The sequence below is a fragment of the Stutzerimonas sp. 21-1 genome (genome assembly GCF_056336065.1).
Genome location: NZ_CM150500.1, coordinates 2,076,938 through 2,095,895 on the forward strand (window position 1 = coordinate 2,076,938; position 18,958 = coordinate 2,095,895).

14 protein-coding genes are annotated in these 18,958 nt (G+C 64.4%); 2 read left to right on the plus strand and 12 right to left on the minus strand.

Annotated features, from left to right (window positions below):
- Window positions 1-97: 97 nt before the first annotated feature.
- From mtnA to AC0ZJQ_RS10155, 9 genes are all read right to left on the minus strand, one after another.
- The gene (mtnA, locus tag AC0ZJQ_RS10115; protein WP_476476590.1) at window positions 98-1,174 is read right to left on the minus strand and encodes an S-methyl-5-thioribose-1-phosphate isomerase; all 1,077 of its coding nucleotides are present in this window, start codon (window positions 1,172-1,174) and stop codon (window positions 98-100) included.
- A gap of 148 nt (window positions 1,175-1,322) precedes the next feature.
- Window positions 1,323-3,701 carry an efflux RND transporter permease subunit gene (locus AC0ZJQ_RS10120; RefSeq protein WP_008567110.1) on the minus strand — a complete coding sequence of 793 codons (2,379 nt, stop codon included), beginning with the start codon at window positions 3,699-3,701 and terminating at the stop codon, window positions 1,323-1,325.
- A gap of 17 nt (window positions 3,702-3,718) precedes the next feature.
- On the minus strand, window positions 3,719-4,702 hold the full coding sequence (locus AC0ZJQ_RS10125) for a WD40/YVTN/BNR-like repeat-containing protein (protein WP_155552002.1): 984 nt from the start codon (window positions 4,700-4,702) through the stop codon (window positions 3,719-3,721).
- Window positions 4,703-5,019: 317 nt separating this feature from the next.
- On the minus strand, window positions 5,020-7,680 hold the full coding sequence (gene pepN / locus AC0ZJQ_RS10130; protein WP_165594437.1) for an aminopeptidase N: 2,661 nt from the start codon (window positions 7,678-7,680) through the stop codon (window positions 5,020-5,022).
- A 206-nt stretch (window positions 7,681-7,886) separates the two neighbouring features.
- Window positions 7,887-8,726, minus strand: a complete 840-nt coding sequence (locus tag AC0ZJQ_RS10135; protein ID WP_207619043.1) for a DUF2797 domain-containing protein — start codon at window positions 8,724-8,726, stop codon at window positions 7,887-7,889.
- Window positions 8,726-9,004, minus strand: coding sequence for a YeaC family protein (locus AC0ZJQ_RS10140; protein ID WP_008567104.1), 279 nt, complete (start codon window positions 9,002-9,004; stop codon window positions 8,726-8,728). The genes AC0ZJQ_RS10135 and AC0ZJQ_RS10140 overlap by 1 nt, the downstream gene beginning before the upstream one ends.
- Before the next feature lie 69 nt (window positions 9,005-9,073).
- Window positions 9,074-9,934: a rhomboid family intramembrane serine protease gene (locus AC0ZJQ_RS10145; protein ID WP_165594438.1), complete on the minus strand. Its 861-nt coding sequence runs from the start codon at window positions 9,932-9,934 to the stop codon at window positions 9,074-9,076.
- Entirely contained in the window at window positions 9,931-10,902 is a 972-nt protein-coding gene (locus AC0ZJQ_RS10150; RefSeq protein WP_155551847.1) for a metallophosphoesterase, read from the minus strand. The genes AC0ZJQ_RS10145 and AC0ZJQ_RS10150 overlap by 4 nt, the downstream gene beginning before the upstream one ends.
- Entirely contained in the window at window positions 10,902-11,789 is an 888-nt protein-coding gene (locus AC0ZJQ_RS10155) for an NAD(+) kinase (protein ID WP_476476591.1), read from the minus strand. The genes AC0ZJQ_RS10150 and AC0ZJQ_RS10155 overlap by 1 nt, the downstream gene beginning before the upstream one ends.
- A 175-nt stretch (window positions 11,790-11,964) precedes the next feature.
- Here AC0ZJQ_RS10155 and AC0ZJQ_RS10160 point away from each other — a divergent pair, with 175 nt between their 5' ends.
- Entirely contained in the window at window positions 11,965-12,903 is a 939-nt protein-coding gene (locus AC0ZJQ_RS10160) for a DUF1853 family protein (protein ID WP_237263556.1), read from the plus strand.
- Between the two features lie 85 nt (window positions 12,904-12,988).
- A complete protein-coding gene (gene chrA / locus AC0ZJQ_RS10165) occupies window positions 12,989-14,206 on the plus strand; it encodes a chromate efflux transporter (RefSeq protein ID WP_476476592.1) in 1,218 nt (405 codons plus the stop codon).
- A gap of 35 nt (window positions 14,207-14,241) precedes the next feature.
- Here chrA and AC0ZJQ_RS10170 read toward each other — a convergent pair whose 3' ends face one another.
- From AC0ZJQ_RS10170 to AC0ZJQ_RS10180, 3 genes are all read right to left on the minus strand, one after another.
- Window positions 14,242-15,174, minus strand: a complete 933-nt coding sequence (locus AC0ZJQ_RS10170) for a 1-aminocyclopropane-1-carboxylate deaminase/D-cysteine desulfhydrase (protein ID WP_314020235.1) — start codon at window positions 15,172-15,174, stop codon at window positions 14,242-14,244.
- The gene (locus AC0ZJQ_RS10175) at window positions 15,174-16,538 is read right to left on the minus strand and encodes a chromosome partitioning protein ParA (protein WP_476476593.1); all 1,365 of its coding nucleotides are present in this window, start codon (window positions 16,536-16,538) and stop codon (window positions 15,174-15,176) included. Before AC0ZJQ_RS10175 ends, AC0ZJQ_RS10170 begins: the two co-directional genes overlap by 1 nt.
- Before the next feature lie 246 nt (window positions 16,539-16,784).
- Window positions 16,785-18,815: an oxidoreductase gene (locus AC0ZJQ_RS10180; protein ID WP_476476594.1), complete on the minus strand. Its 2,031-nt coding sequence runs from the start codon at window positions 18,813-18,815 to the stop codon at window positions 16,785-16,787.
- Between the last annotated feature and the right edge of the window lie 143 nt (window positions 18,816-18,958).

An 18,958-nucleotide genomic window follows, 5' to 3' on the forward strand; every position in this document is an offset into this window, starting at 1 on the left:
ACACAAGGCGGGGAGTCGCTGGAGGCCGGCGGTGTAACGAAGAAGCATGCCGGATGGCCTGCGGCGCGGTTCAGGGACTGTTGCGCCGCAGGCGACGTCAGTGCAGCCGGCTGCGACTCAGCAATGCCTCGATTCCCGCGGCACTGGGGCGCTCGACCACGCCTTTCTCGGTGACGATTGCATCGATCAGGTCGGCCGGCGTGATATCGAATACCGGGTTGAAGGTTGCGACATCCGCTGCGCAGCGCTGGCCGTTGACCTCCAGCAGTTCCGTGCCGGCACGTTCCTCCAGCGGTATGTCGTCACCGCTTTCCAGCGTCAGGTCGATTGCCGAAGTCGACGCCACCACCATGAAGCGCACACCGTGGTGCATGGCCAGCACCGCCAGCGAGTAGGTGCCGATCTTGTTGGCAACGTCGCCATTGGCGGCAATGCGATCGGCGCCGACGATGATCCAGCTGATAGCGCGGGTCTTGAGCAGGTGCGCAGCCGCCGAATCCGCATGCACACACACTGGGACACCTTCGCCCTGCAGCTCCCAGGCGGTCAGCCGCGAGCCCTGCAGCCAGGGACGGGTTTCACCGACATAAACACACTCCACCAGGCCGCCGAGATGCGCGGCGCGAATCACCCCCAGCGCCGTGCCGAATCCGCCGCTCGCCAGCGCACCGGTATTGCAGTGCGTGAGCAGATCCTGCGGACTGTCCCGGTGCTTGCGAATCAGCTCCAGGCCGAACTGCGCCATCGTCAGGTTGGCTTCGCGGTCGCTGGCGTGAATCGAAGCGGCCTGAGCCTCAAGCGCTACCAGCGGGTCTTCGCCGGGCTTGAGTCGCTCCAACCGCTCGCGCATCTGCCTCAAGGCCCAGAACAGATTCGCTGCGGTCGGACGCGACTCGGCCAGCAGGCGGAAATCTTCTTCCAGCGCCAGGCGCCAGTCGCCACCCTCGGCAAGACGCGTGCGCAGCCCCATTGCCAGTCCATAGGCGGCGCAGATTCCGATAGCCGGCGCACCGCGCACCACCATCTCGCGGATCGCGCTCGCCACGTCGGCGGCGGTATCACAGGTTTGCCAGATCTCCTGCATCGGCAGGCGGCGCTGGTCCAGCAAGCGCAGTCGCCCCTCGCACCAGTCGATCGACTTCACCTTCTCCGTCGCCAGCAAGCGCTCGCGCATGACCTTCCCTCTGCACTGGACAAAAGCGGGCGATTATACGCCGATGCCATTTCGCTTGGCTCGATAGCGGACACATCGCCAGCATTCGCATGCGCAAAGAAAAAGGCCCGCATCTCATGATGCGGGCCTCGACCTGACGCAGCGCGTTTCAGTGCGCCAACAGGGAGCCTCCCACCTTGCCAGCCAGCTTCTCCGGCTTGATCAGGAAACGTGCCAGTGCCGGCAGCAGCCAAAGGGCGCCAAACATGTTGACGATGAACATGAAGGTCAGCATCAGGCCCATATCGGCCTGGAACTTGATCGCCGAGAACATCCAGGTCGCCACGCCGATGGCCAGGCACAGACCGGTGAACAGCACCGCCTTGCCGGTGGACTTGAGCGTTTCGTAGTAGGCCTCCTGTAGCGGCAGCCCGGCACGCAGGAAGCTTTCCAGGCGGCTGTAGATATAGATGCCGTAGTCCACGCCGATACCCACGCCCAGCGCAATCACCGGCAGCGTCGCGACCTTCACGCCGATGCCGAGGAAAGCCATCAGCGCATTGCCGAGAATCGAGGTCAGGATCAGCGGCAGCACGATGCAGATCGTGGCGGCCAGCGAGCGGAAGGTGATCAGGCACATGCCAGCGACGCACAGGTAGACCAGGATCAGGATGACCAGCTCCGACTTGGCAATCACCTCGTTGGTGGCGGCCTCGATACCGGCGTTACCCGCCGCCAGCAGGAATTCCAGACCTTCGCGATTGTTCTCCTCGGCGAACGCCTCGACCTCGGCAACCACACGCTTGAGCGTCTGGGCCTTGTGGTCATTGAGGAACACCATCACCGGCGCCACGGAGCAATCGGAGTTGTACAGCCCCTCGGCGCGGGAAATCGAGTTGTTGAGCACGTCCTGGTTGCGTGACAGCGTTTCCCATTTCAGGCTGCCCTCGTTCATGCCCTTGATGCCCTGCCGGGCAACCGAAACCATCGATACGGCCGACTGCACGCCCTCGGTGTTTTCCATCTTCCACATCAGCTCGTCCATCGCCGAAAGCGTGTCGTAGTGCGAGCAGCCTTCCGGAGCGGTCTTGACCATCACCACCAGCACATCGGAACTGGTGGAGTAGTTGCGGATGACGAAATCGTTGTCCTGGTTGTAGCGCGAATCCGGGCGCAGCTCGGGCGCGCCCTGATCCAGGTCGCCCACCTGCAGATGCTGTTTCTGGTACCAGAAGCCACCGACGGCCACCAGCAGTGCGAGCACCACCGAAACCGGAGCGACCGCCGGATGCGCGAAGTTGGACAGCAGGCGCCAGAACGGGTGGTCGCTGACGGCGTCTCGCTTGCTGCGGGCGACCGCCTTCTTGCTGATACCGATGTAGGAAATGGCCACCGGCAGCAGGATCAGGTTGGTGAAGACGATCACCGCCACACCGATGGAGGCGCCGATCGCCAGCTCGCGAATCACCCCGATATCGATGATCAGCAGCGTGATGAAGCCCACCGCATCAGCCAGGATGGCGATCATGCCCGGCAGGAACAGCTGGCGGAACGTGCGTCGGGCGGCGGTCAGCGCATCGTCGGCATCGCTGGACTGCTGCGCGATGCCGTTGATCTTCTGCACACCGTGGGAAATGCCGATGGCGAAGATCAGGAACGGCACCAGCATCGAATAGGGATCGAGACCGAAGCCGACCAGATGCATCAGACCCAGCTGCCAGCCCACCGCGATCAGGGTGGTGATCAGCACCGCGATGGTGCTGCGGATGCACCAGGTGAACCAGTAGAGCAGGACCAGCGTGATCAGGAAGGCCGTAGCGAAGAACGCGACGACCATGACCAGGCCGTCGATCAGATCACCGACCTTCTTGGCGAAGCCAACGATATGGATCTCGACGTTGGGGTTCTGCGCCTCGTACTTGTCGCGAATCTTCTCCTCGAGTTCATGGGAGAACTTCTGGTAATCCAGCTTGATCTGCCGGCTCTGATCGTTCGGATCGGAGTACGACTCCTGCAGCGGCACGTCGATGATCGAGGAACGGAAGTTGTTCGCTACCAGCCGACCGATCTGGCCGGACTTGAGCACGTTGTTGCGCAGCTCGTTCAGGCTTTCTGCGGAGCCATCGTAGGTCTGCGGGATCACCTCGCCACCGTCGAAGCCCTCCTCCGTCACCTCGGTCCAGCGCACGCTGGGGCTCCACAGCGACTTCATACCGGAGCGGTCGGCGCCAGGGATGTAGAACGCCTCGTCATGGATCTGCCGCAGCGTTTCCATGTACTCCTGAGTGAAGATGGTGCCTTCCTTCGCCTCCACCGAGATGCGCACGGTGTTGCCCAGGTTGGCCAGGTCGTTGCGAAACTCGATCATCTTCTTGATGTACGGATGACTCAGCGGAATCATCTTCTCGAAGCTGGTGGACGGGCGAACCTGCGTCGCCTGGAAGAACAGGAAGATGCTCGCCAGCAGGCACAGCAGAATCACGACCGGCCGGTTGTTGAAGATCAGACGCTCAAGAAATGTCGCCTTGTCCTGGTGATGCGAACTCATGGTGTGTGCCCCGATTCTTATTGTTTTTGAGCTGGTTCTTCGCCGGTCGCATCCGCGAGGTACACCCCGCCCTGCCCGACCAGAACCAGTTCGCCGCGTTCGTTGACCAGTGCGCTCGCCAACGAACGTCGGTCGCCGCGGTGAATCACGCTGAACGTCCGGCCGCCATCGCGACTGGTCAGCACCGCGCCCCCATGCCCGACGATCACGACGCCGCTTTCGGTAAACACCCCGCCGGCTAGGCCGGAGCGCAGCGGACGACCTTCGTCGTTCACCTCGATCTGCTTCCAGCTGGTGCCGAAATCATCCGAGCGAAACAGGTGTCCGCGCAGCCCGAAGGCCAGCACCACGCCAGGCCGTTCGCCCAGCACGCCGAACAGCGACCCTTCGTATGGCGCCTCGACGCGCTCCCAGCTCTGCCCAAGGTCGGTCGAGCGGAACATGCTGCCCATCTCGCCGACGATGAACAGCCCGGAGCCTTCGATATGGGAGATGGCGTTGAGGTGATAACCGTCCTCGTTATCGAGGCGATCGCTGATGTCGTTCCAGGTTTCGCCACCGTCGGTCGTTTCGATCAGCGCACCGTACGCCCCTACGGCGATACCGTGCCGCATATCGGCGAACCAGACGTCCAGCAGCGGGGCTTCACGCTCGCGATCTTCATGCTGCGCCGTCCAGGTCAGGCCACCGTCACGGGTAACCAGCACCAGCGCATCGTGGCCGACGGCCCAGCCATGCTGAGCATCGACGAAGTGAATGGCGGTCAGCATCTGCCGGGTCGGCACGCGGGCCTGAGTCCAGCTGCTGCCAGCATCGTCGGAATATAGAATGTGGCCACGATCCCCCGCGGCAACGAGACGAGTGCCGGCCTGGGTGATGTCGAGCAGGAGAGTTGTCGCCGCCTTGGGCGACTGGATCGAATCGCGAGCCTGGATATCGGTAGCGGCCAGCAGTGGCAACGGCGCGCATGTCAGCAACACAAGTGCGCAGCAGGAAAACATGCTGGCAAGCGACGGGCAAAAACGCGTCACGGCCGTCCGAACGGGACTCGTGGCGCAGCCGAACAGTGTGCGCCGCAGAACGGGCTCACGCATACATACCCCCTTTATTCTTATTAGGTAAGGGCCTGCTATGGCAGACGAAGCCATGCTAGCCAGCTTCCGCGCGCGCTTACAATTGGCCGGACGTTATGATTTGTTAACCCGCGAAAACGCTCACCCACCGGGGTGCAGCACCTTCGAAGAGGTATTTCTGGCCGTCCGTTGCAGACGATGGGCGGAAGTCACGCAGGCGCCGCGCGCTTCCACCCTGCCCGGCCTCAGGCGAGGCTCTTGCTCACTACTTCGTAGACATCACTGGACAGCTCGCCGGACGCCAGAATGCGTTCCAGCTCGCCCTTCATCAGCACCTGGCGCGCGTCGTCGTACTTGCGCCAGCGGGTCAGCGGCGCCAGCAGACGCGAGGCGATCTGCGGGTTCATCGCGTTGAGGGTGATCACCTGATCGGCGAGGAAGCGGTAGCCGGCGCCATCGGCGCGGTGGAAGTTCACCAGATTCTGGTTGGCGAAGGCACCGATCAACGCGCGCACCTTGTTCGGGTTCTTCAAGGTGAAGGCCGGGTGCTGCATCAGCGTCTGCACCCGCTCCAGGCCGCCGGGCAACGGGCTAGCCGCCTGCACGCTGAACCACTGATCCATCACCAGCGGGTTGTCGTGGAAGTGCTCGGCAAAGACCTCCAGCGCCTTGGCACGCTTTTCCTCGAAAGGCGAGTTCGTCAGCGAGGCTAACGCCGACAGGCGCTCGGTCATGTTGTCGGCATTATCAAACTGGTCCAGGCACAGCGACAGGATGTCCGAACGCTCGCTGAACATCAGATAGGCCAGCGCGATGTTCTGCAGCGCACGGCGGGCGAAATGCTCCGCCGAAGCCACGTAGGGCGTCTGCCGCGAGACTTCGCGGTGGTTCATATAACGCTGGTAGAACGGCTCGAACAGGCGGCTGCCGATTTCCCGGCGGGCGAACTCGCGCGCCGCATGGATGGCATCGACATCCGCCACCTCGCTGATCTCGGTGAGATAGGCCTCGCCCGGCAGCGAAAGCATCTCGGCAACCATCGCCGGATCGAGGGCGTCGTTCTGCAACACGCTACGCAGCGCCTCGACCAGACGCTCGTCCATAGCCAGTGCCTCGCCGCGCTGGTGCTGACCGATCAGCTCCTGCAGCACCTGCACCGACAGCTGCTGGCCCGCTTCCCAGCGGTTGAAGCCGTCGGAATCGTGCTGCATGAGGAACATCAGCTGGTCGCGGCTGTAGGGAAATTCCAGCTTCACCGGCGCGGAGAAACCGCGCAGCAGCGACGGCAGCGGACGTTCGGCCACATCGACGAAGGTGAAGCTCTGCTCGGCCTCGGTGACTGCCAGCACACGGCTGGTTCCCACGGCCTGCGCCTCGCCGTCGAGGCGCAGCGGCATGTCTGCGCCATCGGCAGCCAGCAGTCCCAGCTCCACCGGAATCACGAACGGTTGCTTGGTCGGCTGGCCCGGCGTCGGTGGGCAGCTCTGGCGGAAGGTCAGGCGGTACGTCTGCGCCGCCGCATCGTAGTGTTCGCTGACAGCCAGACGCGGCGTGCCGGCTTGGCTGTACCAGCGTTTGAACTGCGAGAGGTCGGCGCCGTTGGCATCCTCCATCGCCCTGACGAAATCATCGACGGTCACGGCCTGGCCGTCGTGGCGCTCGAAATAGAGGTCGCTACCCTTGCGGAAACCTACCTTGCCGAGCAGCGTCTGGATCATGCGCACCACTTCGGCACCCTTCTCGTAGACGGTCAGGGTGTAGAAGTTGGAAATCTCGATGAACGACTCCGGGCGCACCGAGTGGGCCATGGGGCCGGCATCCTCGGCGAACTGGTGGGTGCGCAGATAGGCAACGTCCTCAATGCGCTTGACCGTCGCCGAGTTCATGTCGGCGCTGAACTGCGAGTCGCGGAAGACGGTGAAGCCTTCCTTGAGCGACAGCTGGAACCAGTCGCGACAGGTCACGCGGTTGCCCGACCAGTTGTGGAAGTACTCGTGGGCGACGATCGCCTCGACGCGCTGGTGGGCGGCATCGGTGGCGGTTTCGGCGCGCGCCAGCACGGCGCTGGAGTTGAAGATGTTGAGGCCTTTGTTCTCCATGGCGCCCATGTTGAAGTCGTTGACCGCGACGATCATGAAGATGTCCAGGTCGTACTCGCGGCCGTAGGCCTCTTCGTCCCACTTCATCGACTTCTTCAGGCTGTCCATGGCGTGCTGGCACTTGTCGATGTTTTCCGGCTCGACGTAGATGCGCAGCGCCACGTTGCGTCCACTCATGGTGGTGAAGCTGTCTTCGACGCACCAGAGGTCACCCGCCACCAGGGCAAACAGATAGGCCGGCTTCTTGAACGGGTCTTCCCAGGTCGCCCAGTGGCGGCCGTTGTCCTCGCTGCCGCTGGCAATCGGGTTGCCGTTGGACAGCAGCACCGGATAGGCCTTCTGCTCGGCGCTCACGGTGGTGGTGAACTTGCTCATCACGTCCGGGCGATCGAGGTAGTAGGTGATCTTGCGGAAGCCCTCGGCCTCGCACTGCGTGCAGAACATGCTGCCGGACTTGTAGAGCCCTTCCAGCGCAGTATTGGTTTCCGGATGAATGACCACCGAACTGTCGATGACGAAGGCGTCGCTGTCCGGCTGCAGGCTCAGGCAATCACTGCTGATCTGGTAGTCGCCCGGGCCCAGCTCGCGGTCGTTCAGCGCAATGGACAGCAGCTCGAGTTCCTGCCCGTGCAGCTCCAGCGGTGGTAACTTGCCAGCCGGGCGCTCGGGATTGCGGCGCATCACCAGCTGGGCGTGCACCAGAGTACGGTCCTCGTACAGCTCGAAGGTCAGGTGAGTTTCATCGATCAGGTACTCAGGCGCCTGGTAATCCTTCAGATGAATGACTTTCGGTTGTTCGGTACGCATGGAAACCTCGTCGGCTGAGCTTCAAGCGGCACGCTTCAAGCTGGAATGTGCGATGTATGCCAGCCCGGGAGGCCGGGCTGTGGATGAGTCCGAGCTTAGCGTCTGCCGCGACGGACTTGTAGGGTGGAAAACGGCGGAGCCTTTTCCACGCGGATGGTCCAGCCCCGTCGAGGCAGCTGACCGAAAAGCGTTTCGCGCGTTTCCCCCTACGACGCAGCGCTGGCGGCTACCTGATAGGCGGTGAACTTGCGAATGTTGATCACCCCGGTATCGAGAATCAGGTACTGGCCCTTGATACCCTTGAGCGTGCCCTCGACCACCGGCGTCTTGTCCAGATCCAGGCTGACCACCTTGGTCGGATACGCGTCCACCGGATAGCGGATTTCCACCACTTCGGCATCGGCCAGCGGCTGAATCGCCTGCAGACCGAAACGCTGCTGCAAATACCGCAGCCCTTCGGCGCAGGCATCGAAGATGTGCTCGCGCGTCTGGATCAGGTCGAGCGGCTCGGCATCGCCCTTGAGCAGCGCACGCCAGTTGGTGCGATCGGCAACCTGGCTACGCAGCAGGTCTTCCACCAGACCCGACTGCTGGCGGGTGGCCACACGCATGATCGGCAGCGCCTGGCTCGCGCCCTGATCGAGCCAGCGCGTCGGCAGCTGCGTGGCGCGGGTGATGCCGACCTTGATGCCCGAGGAGTTCGCCAGATAGACCACATGATCAGTCATGCAGAACTGCGTACCCCAGTCCGGGTCGCGACAGGTGCCCAGCTCGTGGTGACACCTCTCGGGGCTGACGATGCAGGTATCGCACTGCGGCAGTTTCTTGAAGCAGGGATAGCAGTAGCCCTGGCTGAAGCTCTTGTTGGTCTTGCGCCCGCAATGAGTGCAGTGGATGGCGCCCAGGTATTCCAGGCGAATCTGCCGACCGATCAGCGGGTTGACCGGCACCAGCCCTTCGCCGAGGCGGAAGGCATATTGCACCGGCACGCCGGATTCAAGCTGGACCGCCATCTTCTCCAGCGCGCCGCGTCCGAGTTCCCGCATCAGTGGCGGGTTCCCGAAGCCGGGGCGAACAGGCTGGTATCGATGGGGGCCTCGGCCTTCTTGCTCTTGGAACCGCACTCCTGCCCACCCATGTAGCCGGTGCGTTCTTCCTCGGGAAGGTTCTTCATCTCCCAGGCGATGATCGCCTGCATGCAGGTTTCCTTCTGCTCGGGAGTCAGCTTGCGGCCGTCAGCCCATTTACCGAGCTCGATGGCCTGTTTGAGGCTTGCGTAGATTTCGGGGGTGATGTTTTCGGCGGTTTGGATAAAGGACGACATGGCCAGCTCCCAGGGAACGAGCGGGCATTCTACCGGAATTGGCCGCCGGCGACCCGGCAGCAGCGGCAGTTACCGCCTGCTGCGCGCCAGCAGCCCGCCGACAGCACCGGTGGCACACCCGGCAACCAGGCCGCCGACATGCGCGGCATTGGCGATGGCCAGGGTGCCGAAGCTCAATACGTCGATGACGCCGCTCAGACAGATCACCAACCAGACCAGCATCAGCCCTACCACGCCCGGTGGCAGCCGGTATGCCGCGTTCGGCGCGAAACGCTGGAACAGCCAGCAATGGCCGAGCAGACCGTAGAGCACACCGGACAGACCGCCAAAGATGCCCGGTCCGCCGAACAGGTACTGCGCGAAATTGGACACCAGGCCGAACAGCACGGTCAGGACCAGCAACATCCAGGCGCGCTGACGGGCTTCGATTCGTCGCCCCAGCTCCCAGAACCACATGCCGTTCATCGCCAGATGGAGGATGCCGAAATGCACGAACATCGGCGTGAGCAGCCGCCACCACTGCCCCGCCGCCAACGTCTGCTCCAGCGTGGCGAAATAGACGTACTCGCCGTCGATGCGAAAATCGACGAAATTCAGCCAGCGGATGGTCGCGAAGTTATCGCCGAGCTGGGTAATCAACGCGGCCAGCAGCGTGACAATCAACACCACCGCCGTGAGCGGGCTGGCACGCAAGGCTGCGATGAAACCACCGCACCGCCGCGGCTGCTCCGCCACCGGCACGGCGCCGCCGTCGGGATAGCGCGCATAGAGTTCGCGCACCTGCTCGACCGCTGCGTCCGGCACCCGCAACACCTGCTGGTCGCCCTCCACCGAAACCCGGCACGGCACTCGCAGATGGCGCAGCAGCCCGACGAACCCACTCAGATCCTGCGACAACGGCAGGCGCAACGCCTCGACCACGACACTCATGTGCGGAACACCGCGCAGACGTCGACCCAGGCGAATTTCGCCGGGTCCAGACGGGTTTCCTGATCCAGCCGATACGCCACCAGCTTGCCCTTCTTCACCGCGCTGTAATCCAGGCAGGCCAGATTGTCGCGCAGCGGCCCCGGCTGCCCGCGCCGCCAGTAATGGCCGACGAACAGCAACGGTTCGTCCGGCCCGTAGAGGAACAGCCGGCTCTTCTGCTGCGGCGACAGCGGCAGACGCGCCGCATGGTCCGGCAGGCCTCCGGGCTGGAACACCACATCGCCGTAGGTCTGCGGGTTCTCCTCCCAGAACTTGGTGCGGAAGAAGGTGCGCACAAAACCTTCCTCACTGGTCAGCGTCATGCCGTGCGGCAGCGGCATGTCGGTGCCACGCAGCAGCCGGTCAAACGCCTGACAGATGAAACTGCCGGGCAGTCCCGCTTCGCGCAGAAGCGCCGGGTTGATCCGCCCTTCATTGAGAAATGGCTGCAGGCGGGCGATCACATCGGCGTCCCAGCACGCGTGCACCGCGCGGAAACGCTCGGTCTCCAGGTACAGCGGCAGCTCGTAGAACCAGTCACGAAAGGCCTGCCATTCGGCGGCGTGGTGTTCGAATTGCTGAAAAGTTTCCTGCAGCAGGCGGGCGAAACGCGGCGAGCGATCACGTACGAACTCCCGGCCACTGCCCGGCGGCGCTCGCATGTACCAGCCCAGCGCATTGAATTCGTGGTTGCCCATGATGCAGTACGCCTGCTGGTGATCGACCATGTCGTGCACCAGATGCAGCGCCTCGCGGATATGCGGCCCACGGTCGATGATGTCGCCGAGGAAGATCGCCTGTCGGCGCGGGTGCCGCCAGACACCACCCTGCAGGCGATATCCGAGCCCATCCAGCAGGCGTCCCAGCGCATGAGCGCAGCCGTGGACGTCGCCGATCAGGTCATAACCGCGTCCGGGATCGAGCTCCATCAATCGCCTCCGCCGAGGCGACTGCCCCAGCCGAGCTTGGTCCGGCAGACTTCGTAGTAGTTGTGATCCAGCGGGTGGATCAGGTGCAGCTTCTGCGATTTCTTGCGTACGGTGACGGTATCGCCCGGTGCGCAGGTGAAATGGTTCTGCCCGTCGCAGGACACCTGCGGATAGATCTGCATGTTCGACGACACAACGATCTTCAGCTCGCTGTTGCCGTCCACCACGATGGGGCGGCTGGACAGCGTGTGCGGGTACATCGGCACGATGACGATGGCGTCCAGGCGCGGATGCATGATCGGTCCGCCGGCGGAGAGCGCGTAGGCGGTGGAGCCGGTCGGCGTGGCGACGATCAGACCATCGGCCTTCTGGCTACAGACGAACTGGCCGTCGATGAACAGCTCGAACTCGATCATCCGCGTCGACTTGCCCGGATGCAGCACCACGTCGTTGAGCGCATCGCCCGCCCCGATGGTTTCTTCGAAGCGCCGCGCCTGGGCCTCGAGCAGGAAGCGGTTCTCCAGCGTGTACTGCCCTCTGAGCACCTCGGCGACCTTCTCTTCCAGCTCGTCCGGCTTGATGTCGGTGAGAAAGCCCAGACTGCCGCGGTTGATTCCCAGCACCGGCACGCGGTGCTTGGCCATCGCCCGCGCGGCGCCGAGCAGGCTGCCGTCGCCGCCGACCACGATCACCAGGTCGCAGGCCTCGCCCAGGCGCTGGCGGGAGGAGGTCTGCATGCCATGGCCGGGCAGGACCTCGGCGATGTTTTCCTCGAGAATCACGTGCAGGTGGCGCTCGACGAGAAACTTCTTCAGCCGGCGGATGGTATCCAGCACCTGGGAACTGCCCAGGCGGCCGATGATGCCGATATTGCGAAATTGCTCCATTGAGGCTCCCAGGTGTGCATGGCGGGACGGGGCAGGCGAACAGCGCCGGCGAAGCAAGCGCCGGGCACGGCCTCACATCGCTTGGAACACGCGCAGGCGCATGTGATCCACCGGCGCGGCGATTATGGGCGAAACCGCGAACCAGCGGCAAACCAACCTCGGCTATGCTGCTGGCATGTCTATTCCCAGTCTGTACGACTTGCCGGCACGACTCCTGGACCCGCAGGTACGCGACCTCGCCTGGGCCATCGTCTCGCCGCCGCTGCTCGACGGCGGCCCCTGGGCGCAGCGCCATCCGCTGGCGGCGAGCCGATGGCTGGCCCAGCCGGAGCTGCTGGCCGACTGGCTGTTGCGCCAGGACGACGATCCTTCGGCGCTGCACGGCTGGCTTGCCAGCCGCAGCATTCGCCGGCTGGGGCTGTATTACGAGCGGCTCTGGCAATTCGCGCTCTGCCAGGTGCCGGATGTCGAACTGCTGGCGGCGAACCTGCCGATCCGCCAGGCCGGGCACACGCTGGGCGAGCTGGACCTGCTGCTACGCGACGCCGAGGGCGTGCACCACCTCGAACTGGCTGTGAAGTTCTACCTCGGTCTCGATCGGGCTGAAGGGCATCGGCACGATCACTGGCTGGGGCCAGGCAGCCTCGATCGGCTGGACCTCAAACTGGCGCACCTGCGCGAGCACCAGTTGCCGCTGGCGGGTGCGGAACCCGCCACCGCCCTGCTGCGCGAGCTGACCTGCCAACCGGTACGCAGCAGTTTCTGGCTGGGCGGCTACCTGTTCCGACCGTGGCCATCCGGCTGCGCGCAACCCGCCGACTGCAATCCGCAACACCTGCACGGGCGCTGGTTGCGCGAGGCGCAATGGCCCGACCTCATGCACTCGCAGCCGACTGCCCACTGGCAGCCGCTGGCACGCCAGCGCTGGCTGGCACCGGCGCGCATCGATGCGGAGCAGCTATGGACGGCGGCAGATTTTGCCGCTTGGCTCGCCAGCGCGCCAGTCGCAACGCAGCCCCGATTGCTGGTGCGTCTGGAAGCCGACGCTAATGCCTGGGTCGAGCAGGAGCGCCTGTTTCTGGTAGGCGATGACTGGCCGAACCCGGCGCAGTGAGCTACTTCAGCTTGTCATGAAGTCCGACTAAGCTGGCCGACCGCCAGCCTGCAACGCTCTTCGCACGTAAGCCAACGGACCGATCATGACTGCTCCGCATCACCCTGCCGCCACCTCGCAATCCAGCATCTGGGCGATCTTCCTGGTGTTTCTGCGCCTGGGTCTGACCTCGTTCGGCGGGCCGGTTGCGCATCTTGGCTTCTTCCGTAACGAATTCGTCGAACGCCGCCGCTGGCTGGACGAACGCAGCTACGCCGATCTGGTCGCGCTGTGCCAGTTCCTGCCAGGTCCGGCGAGCAGTCAGGTCGGTCTGGCGGTGGGTCTGCTGCGCGGCGGCTATCGCGGCGCCCTGGCGGCGTGGGCCGGCTTCACCCTGCCCTCGGCCATCGCCCTCGCGCTGTTTGCCATCGGCATCCGCTCGTGGGGCGATGCGCTACCCGGCGGTGCGCTGCAGGGCCTGAAGATTGTCGCCGTCGCGGTGGTGGCCCAGGCCGTGTGGGGCATGAGCCGCAGCCTCTGCACTGACCGCCTGCGCATCGGCATCAGCGTTCTTGCGGCAATCACGCTGCTGGCGCTGCCGTCGGCCTGGACACAGGTGGCGGTGATTGTCGTGGCGGGTTTGCTCGGTCTCTGCTGGTTCCGCACCAACAGTGCACCGGCCACCACGGAGCTGCGGGTCACGGTCGGACGGCGCAGCGGATTGGTCTTGCTGGCGCTGTTCTTCGCCCTGCTGCTCGGTCTGCCGCTGCTTGCGCAGGCCTCCTCGAACTCCCTGCTGGCGATGGTCGACGCGTTCTATCGCACCAGCTCGCTGGTGTTCGGCGGCGGTCACGTGGTGCTGCCGCTGCTGCAGGCTGAAGTGGTGCCGACCGGCTGGGTCGACCAGGACGCTTTCCTCGCCGGCTACGGCGCAGCGCAGGCCGTACCCGGCCCGTTGTTCACCTTTGCGGCATTCCTCGGTGCCTCGATGAACATCGCACCCAGTGGCTGGCTCGGCGCAACCGTCTGCCTGCTGGCGCTGTTCGTTCCGTCGTTTCTGTTGGTCATCGGTGCCCTGCCGTTCTGGCAGCAGCTGCGCCAAAGCTCGCACACCCAGGCGGCGCTGGGCGGGATCAATGCAGCGGTCGTCGGTCTGCTGCTTGCCGCGCTCTACGATCCGGTGTGGACCAGCGCCATCGGTGGCCCCACGGACTTCGCCGCCGCTCTGCTGGCCCTCGCGGCGCTGATGGTCTGGAAGCTGCCGCCCTGGCTGGTCGTTGCGGCAGGTGGAGTCGGTGGCTGGCTGCTCGGTCTCGCCGGCTGACCACACCTGCGCAACCGGTCCAACGCGCGAGCTGCTCAGCCACGCAGGCGCAATAACTGCTCTTCGGCGGCGCGACGTCCTTGCAGTCCGCCGGTATGGATGAACACCAGCCGGCTGCCGACCTCCCACTCACCCGCGTCGATGCTCGCGCGCAGCGCCAGCAGCGCCTTGGCGGTATACACCGGATCCAGCGGCAGTCCGCTATCGCGCTCGGCCTGCAGGATGAACCTGGCGAGTTCGCCATCGAAGCGGCCAAACCCGCCACGGCTGGCATCCACCAGCCGATAACCGGCATCCGCCCTGCCGGCCTCGTCCAACAGCCGTCGCACGTCGTCCGGCACCGCATGTGCTGGCGGCCCCGCCAGCGCACCGATCACCGGATGGTTTCCGGCCTCGCCGATCACCAGACCGGCTAGAGTGGTCCCGGTGCCGACCGCCAGCCAAAGCGCCTCATAGTCATCCCAACCGATCTCGCCCAGCCGCGCCCTAATCTGCGCCACCAGCGTCACACAGCCCAAGGCGCCGGCCAGCCCGCCGCCGCCCTCGGGGACACAGTGATAATTCGGATAAAGCGCCCGCCAGGCGTCCCAGAACTGTGGTTGATGGCGGGCACGGTAGCCGCCGTAGCCCAGCCAGTGCAGTCGCATGCCGAAACGCTGCAGGTCGCGCACGGTCGGCGTGTCCTGCTCGGTGCCGCGCAGCAGGCCGACAGTCGCCAATCCGAAACGCTGTCCCGCCGCAGCCAGCGCGTGCAGATGGTTGGAATGCGCGCCGCCGAGGCTGATCAGGCCAGGAGCCTGTGCTGCGTGGGCGGCGGCAAGGTGATGCGAGAGCTTGAACCACTTGTTGCCCGACAGTTCCGGATCGACCAGATCCAGACGCAGCACCGCCAGACGCACGCCACGCAACCAGTCGAATCGCAGCTCCTGCAACACCACGTCGACTGCGAACGAATCCGCGACAACCATCAGCTGCCAGTGCGTTCGCGGCTCTCGGCGCGATGGCGCGAACAGCAATTGGATTGACCGATGACAAAACGGCTCGGGGTGTCGATCTTGTCCAGGGGAATGGCGCAGCGCTCGCCGCTCGGCAGGCGCCCGACGCAGGCAGGCTGCTGATAATGCTCCAGCCACTGGCGGTACTGCTCCTCGGAAACGGAGCACTTGGCGGCGGCATAGGCCAGCGGGTTGGCCTGGTAGCGGGCCATGTCCTGCAGGGCGATGGTGAGATGCCCAGCCCCCGGATGGTAGGCCATGAACTGCACGCCCTGGCGTGCCAGCTGTTCGAGAATCCGATCATCCTTGCGCGAGGCCAACTCGTCGCGCTCGGCGGTCAGACGGCGGATCTCTTCCTCGAACTGCGCATCCAGCTCGTTGCGGTAGGCCAGCTCCACGTCGCGGATGGCGACCTGTTCCTTGTACTCGGCAACAGCCGCGGCGATGCGCGCCTGCGCTTCCTGCTCGAACTGATCACGCGCGGCACTGACTTCGATTCGACCGTTCTTTTCCAGAGTGCGCAGCTGCTGGCTCATTTCCTCGCGCGCGCTCTGAAAGGCCTGCGCCTGCTCGACAACCTGGGCATGCAGGCTGGCGTTCAGATCGACCTGCTGCTGCAGACGCAGTTGCAGATCGGCCAGCTCGCCTTGCAACTGTCGGAGCTGAGTCTGTGCCGCTTCACGCAGCCTGGCGACATCCTCGTCTCGCTGACGTTCCAGATTGGCGATGCGCTGGCGCTGCTGCTTGATCAGCAGCGCAGCCTTCTGCCGCTGCTCCAGGGCGGTGGCTTCCGAACGCTTGCTGACTTCGCCCTTGGCCGCCTCGCGCGGATACCAGGCATCCTCGGCCACCATCTGCAGACGTTCGGCCGGAACCGCCGTCGGCGCTTCCTCTTCCACCAGCAGGCCAAGCTGATTGCGCTTCACCCGTTCGACCAGCAGCGAAAAGACCTTACTGGTTTCGCCGTCCTGATTAGGGTCCCACAGGTGCATCTGGTGCCAGGTCACCGGGCACTGGCTGCGGCAGGCGAGACGGATCGGCCCGGCGCCCAGATCGGGGCCGCGCCCGGTGCGCTCGGCCAGGTTGCGCAGCGGGATGTTCCAGCCGTTGTCGGCTGAGCCGTCATCGTTGAAATCGATGTAGAACAACACGGCCGCGCGAATATGCAGCCGCGGATCGATCAACACGTAGGCAGCGCGCATTTGCTGGTCGGCGAACTCACGAAGGTTAACCACACCGTCGAGCACAGCCTCGAATTCGGGAAACAGCATTTCCTTGCAAATGCCGCCCTCATTGAAGAACAGCACGGCCTCGACCATCTGCGGTTTGATCTGCATTGTCGATGTCCCTTTTCGCTCGCAAGCAAGGCAATGGTAGTCGGCAGATAGCGCATCGCCATCAACGCGCGCGGCTATCTCGCGGGTTGCGCAAGTTTAGGGGAAACGATTGCGGGGGCAATGTGACTGGGTTGGCAGCGACCCGGCCGCTCAGATGGCGCGGGCACGCCAGCCGGTTTATTTGCGATGGGTTTGGCTAAAGCAAACGCTGCGACCCGGCATTGCACCGGGCCGCAGCACGCAACATCAGAGGCTCGCCGCCAACCGGCAACCCTGATCGATGGCACGCTTGGCATCCAGCTCGGCGGCCACATCCGCACCACCGATCAGGTGTACCGACACACCGGCCGCTTGCAGGCCATTCTGCAGCTCGCGCAGCGGCTCCTGCCCGGCGCAGAGAATCACCGTGTCCACCGGCAGCACCATCGGCTCGCCTTCGGCGACGCGGATGTGCAGGCCGGCGTCGTCGATCTGCAGGTATTCGACCGCGCTGATCATCTGCACGTGCTTGTTCTTCAGCCCGGTGCGATGAATCCAGCCGGTGGTCTTGCCCAGGCCGTTGCCGACCTTGGATTTCTTGCGCTGCAGCAGATAGACCTGCCGCTTCGCCGCATGCGGTGCCGGCTTCACCCCAGCCACGCCGCCGCGCGCCTGCAGACCGAGATCGATGCCCCATTCCTTCCAGAACGCCTCGCGATCCAGGCTGGTGGATTCGCCATCGTGAGTGATGTATTCGGAGACATCGAAGCCGATGCCGCCGGCACCGATCACCGCGACGTTCTGCCCGACCGGCTTGCGCTCGAGAATCGCATCCAGGTAGCCGATCACCTTCGGATGATCGACGCCCGGGATGTCCGGCGTGCGCGGCACGATGCCGGTCGCCAGGACAACCTCATCGAAACCGTCAGCGAGCAGCTCGCTCACCCCTACGCGGGTGTTCAGACGCAGCGTGACGCCGGTTTCCTGCAGCCGATTGGCGAAATAGCGCAGTGTCTCGTAGAACTCTTCCTTGCCCGGCACGCGCTTGGCGACATTGAACTGGCCGCCGATCTCGGCGGCCGAGTCGAACAGCGTCACGTCGTGGCCGCGCTCGGCGGCGACCGTCGCGGCGGCGAGGCCTGCGGGACCGGCACCGACCACGGCGATCTTCTTCACCGTGATGGTGGGAATGTAGTTCAGCTCGGTCTCGTGGCAGGCGCGCGGATTGACCAGACAGCTGGTCAGCTTGCCGCTGAAGGTGTGGTCCAGGCAGGCCTGATTGCAGCCGATGCAGGTGTTGATCGCCTCGCTGTGGCCGGCGGCGGCCTTGTTGACGAAATCCGGGTCGGCCAGGAACGGGCGTGCCATCGACACCATATCGGCATCGCCCTCGGCCAGCACCTGTTCGGCAACTTCCGGGGTGTTGATGCGGTTGGTGGTGATCAGCGGAATCTTCACCTCGCCGCGCAGCTTGGCGGTCACCTTGGTGAAAGCCGCACGCGGTACTTTGGTGGCGATCGTCGGAATCCGCGCCTCGTGCCAGCCGATGCCGGTGTTGATCAGCGTGGCGCCGGCCTGCTCGATGGCCTTGGCCAGCGCCACCACTTCACTCCATTCGCTGCCGCCCTCGATCAGGTCGAGCATCGACAGCCGGTAGATGATGATGAAATTAGGCCCGACCGCATCACGCACACGCGTGACGATCTCCACCGGCAGGCGCATGCGATTTTCGTAGCTGCCACCCCAGCGATCAGTGCGGTGGTTGGTGTGCGCGACCAGGAACTGATTGATGAAGTAGCCTTCGGAACCCATGATCTCGACGCCGTCGTAGCCGGCCTGCTGGGCCAGCCGGGCGCAGTTGACGAAGTCCTGAATCTGCTTCTCGATGCCCTCTTCGTCCAGCTCACGCGGTGTGAACGGGTTGATCGGAGCCTGGATCGCACTCGGCGCCACCAGCTTGGGACTGTAGGCGTAGCGCCCGGCATGCAGGATCTGCATGCAGATCTTGCCGCCTGCCTCGTGCACCGCCTGGGTGACGATCTTGTGCTCCTCGGCCTCCTCGGCCGTCGACAGCTTGGCCGCGCCGGCACGTACCGAGCCTTCCTCGTTCGGCCCGACGCCGCCGGTAACGATCAGCCCGACACCGCCACGTGCGCGCTCGGCAAAAAACGCAGCCATACGCTGGAAGCCATTGGGCATTTCCTCGAGGCCGGTGTGCATGGAACCCATCAGGGTACGATTGCGCAGCGTGGTGAAGCCCAGGTCGAGCGGAGCCAGCAGATGCGGGTAGGCGGTCATAGTCGTTCCTCATGGCAATTGCCGCGCCTCGTGGGACGCGGTCGATGTGCAGCGACGATAACCACAGCCTTCCACCCGCTCAATGATCGAAAGTGACAAGTTCCTGATCATCTTGCGCAAAAGGGTTGGCAAGCCCGACAGCC